The organism is Deinococcus sp. (assembly GCF_018260405.1).
In the GTDB taxonomy this organism is placed as follows: domain Bacteria; phylum Deinococcota; class Deinococci; order Deinococcales; family Deinococcaceae; genus Deinococcus.
Map to the genome: position 1 here is coordinate 1 of NZ_JAGLBG010000162.1, position 3,175 is coordinate 3,175.

Annotated in this window: 2 protein-coding genes; both read right to left on the reverse strand. The window is 62.6% G+C overall.

Features of this window, described 5'->3' with window-relative positions:
- Positions 1-179: 179 nt before the first annotated feature.
- Positions 180-1,220: an SIS domain-containing protein gene (locus QZ269_RS12530; protein ID WP_291427041.1), complete on the reverse strand. Its 1,041-nt coding sequence runs from the start codon at positions 1,218-1,220 to the stop codon at positions 180-182.
- A 14-nt stretch (positions 1,221-1,234) separates the two neighbouring features.
- Positions 1,235-2,386 (reverse strand): amidohydrolase family protein, encoded by a 1,152-nt coding sequence (locus QZ269_RS12535; protein WP_291427042.1) that lies wholly within the window; start codon positions 2,384-2,386, stop codon positions 1,235-1,237.
- Positions 2,387-3,175 lie beyond the last annotated feature (789 nt).

Sequence of the window (3,175 nt, forward strand, 5' to 3'; positions counted from 1 at the left end):
GCTAGGGTAAGCTGCGCGTTCCACCGTTAAAGCCTAAAACATTTCCCATGGTTAGGGCCTCAGACAGCCTCTTAGCACAACGTTCTTAGCTCCTGAGTGACAAGGCCACAAAAAGGTCGTTTGCCCCACTCCTTCCCTGTTCTTGGAACATCGGTGAATTAACCCGCATCCGCTTTCCCTCAGCGGGTGCGGGTCACTTTGCTCAGCAGTGGCGGGTGGTCGGGGTCAAGGCCGCGTTCCAGCGCCACATACGCGGCGAACAGATAAAAGGCCAGCGCCGTACAGGCCGGAGCCAGCAAAGGATGCGCCCCCGCCGGAGTGGTCAGGGTACTGCCCTGGGCTGGGCCGATGGTTCGCAGGTCTGCCCCCTGCCCGAGCAACTCGGCATAAGCCGCCTGCGTCGCAGGCCACGCCACATCTGCTGCGCTTAGGCCCAGCACTGGCAGGCCGCTGACGATCAGCCGCCGGGGGCCGTGGCTGAATTCGGCGGCGCTGTAGGCTTCAGCGTGAACGCCGCTGGTTTCCTTTAGTTTCAGGGCCGCTTCCTGGGCTACACCGTAATTCAGGCCGCGCCCCAGAATTAGCAACTGGTCGGCAAAACGGTAACGCCTGGCCAGCGCCGCCGCCTGCTCTTCGAGTTCCAGCGTCCGGCGCAGGTCGGTCGGCAACGCTTCCAGGGCCGCCGTCAGCGCGTGGTCCCCGCCCAACTCGGCCAACACCGGCAAAAAGGCCGTCAGACTGGCTATGAAGCTCTTGGTAGCCGCGACCGCCTGTTCCTCGCCGCAGCGCAGCGGCAGGACAAACTCGGCGGTGGCCGCCAGCTCACTGTCTTGCACATTAACCAGCGCCACCGTCAAGGCCCCGGCTTCACGGGCCGCCCGGAGTGTCTCAGTAATGTCCGGACTGGCCCCCGACTGCGAAACGGCGACGACCAGCGCCCCAGCCAGCCGAAGCCGCGTGCCGTACAGGGTCAAGACACTGGGGGCGGCGCTGACGACTGGCAGGCACAACTGCGTTTCGAGGGCGTATTTCAAGAAGGTGCAGGCGTGATCGCTGCTGCCCCGCGCCACCGTCACCGCGTAAGCGGGCTGGCGCTCCCGAATGGCCCGGACAAGAGGCGAGATCAGCGGCGCATTTTCCTGCCACTGCCGGGCAAGAGCCGCAGGCACCTGACGGGTCTCCTGCAACATAAGTGGGTCAGGGGTAGCACGCCCGGGCATAAGCACCCCCTCCATCAGGAAATCCCCCGACCCGACACCGGCTGACCCACTACCTGTTGACCCGCGACGTACACGGCAAGCACCCTATATTCGGCGTCCAGCACCACCACATCGGCCCGCAACCCGACCCGCAGTTCGCCCCGGTCACTCAGGCCAATCGATTGCGCTGGGATCAGGCTGGCCATTCGGCTGGCTTCCGGCAACGTCAGGCCCGCCTTTAGCGCGTTTTGCACGGCCCGGTCCATAGTCAGGACGCTTCCCGCCAGCGAGCCGTTTTCCAGGTGCGCTTCCCCGTTCCGGACGATCACCGTCTGGCCGCCCAGTTCGCTGAGGCCGTCGCCTTCGCCCGCCGCCCGCATCGCGTCGGTAATCAGCAGAGTGCGGCCCGGCCCGGCCCGGCAGGCCAGCTGAAAACTGGTGGGATGCACATGCACAAAGTCCAGAATAACCTCCAGAAAACTCTGTGGGTCGGCCAGCAGAACGCCCGGTGGTCCCGGTTCACGGCCCTGCACACCGCCCATCGCATTAAAGAGGTGTGTGGCGGCGGTGCGCCCGCCCGCCTGCTGCACGGCCCGCACAAATTCTGTGACCGTTTCGGCGTCTGCCACCGTATGCCCGATGCCCACCCGGAGCCCGGCACGGGCAAAGGCCAGCCCCGCTTGCGTCGCTCCGGGCTGCTCGGGGGCCAGCGTCACGGCCCGCAGCACACCGGTGCCCAGAACTTCGGCCACCAGCTGTGGCGTCGGCTCTAGCGTGTTCGGCGGCTGCGCCCCCAGCCGCTGAGGACTGATGAACGGCCCTTCGAGATGCGCCCCAGCAATATCAGCTCCGCCGGACACACCGCCTGAACGTCTCATGGCCGCCACCGCCTCAAGCGCCTGCATGACCTGTTCCCAGGGACCCGTCATGGTGGTCGGCAGCACCGTCGTGGTTCCGTGCTGCGCGTGCAGGCGGCACAGGCGTGCCAGCCCAGGGGCACCGTCCATTGTGTCGCCCCCTCCCCCACCGTGAACATGAGTATCAATAAACCCCGGCACGATGAAACAGCTTCCCGCAGAAGCGTCCGCGTCCGGCGTCACCCCTTCGATCACTTCCGAAAAGTGAATGGTGCCACTTTGCACCGCGCCGCCAGGTAAAATGAGCTGACCACTCAGAGAATGACTCATGGCCTCAGTCTGACACCGCCACTCGGCCCGTGGGGGAACACCCGACTAGGCGCAATAGGCAGACCGCCCATACAGACTGCCGTCTGCTGCGTTAACCACCTACGAGGGTACGGGGTTGCCGGGTGGCCCACTGCACGCCCGGAACCCGTTTCGCTCCTGCTCGCTCTGGGGCGCACTTCCCCGAGTCTGCCAGCAGCCACTTTGCGCCTTCTCGTTTCCCTCGGGGTAGAGGTACCTCATATCGCACGCTCTACCCGGCATCGACTGACCCTCAGTACCTGACAGGTTGCTCTAGAGGCCGTACAGGAGGAGATTTTCTAACCCTTAGTCCTGTAGGGCAAAGCCTGTTCAAGCCCTTTGCCCTGCCCTTTTCTAAGTGACACCGCGACTAAGTGGCTTAAATCCGATAGACATTGTGTGAAGTCAACTCTTTGTCGTTGCCGTTCTGGACGGGCAGAAACCCAACCTGTCAGGTACTGAGCGACTGACCTATCAGACTTCCAAATACTCTGGTCTTTAGTCTTCCCCAAACTAGTCAGGTTGCCACAGAAAGGTCTGGGAAAGTCAAATGTCTATTCCCCATATTTATACAACCTTAACGTCAGCTACATCTGACAGTTCAGATTTCCGCTTTTTGTAAGATGACTGTGATTTGAATGAGGATTTCTAAAGGTGATCTTCAGCTCAAATTACGCAGAGAGAAGGGCAGTATGGCGGCCTACCCCGGGAGAGGAAACACGGCAACTCGCCCCACCACCTTCATCAGGGCCAGAACCACTTCTTGCTGCG

Excerpts from the sequence above, each read along its gene's own strand:
- QZ269_RS12530 (WP_291427041.1), bottom strand. The coding sequence starts at position 1,220 with ATGCCCGGGCGTGCTACCCCTGACCCACTTATGTTGCAGGAGACCCGT.
- QZ269_RS12535 (WP_291427042.1), bottom strand. The coding sequence starts at position 2,386 with ATGAGTCATTCTCTGAGTGGTCAGCTCATTTTACCTGGCGGCGCGGTG.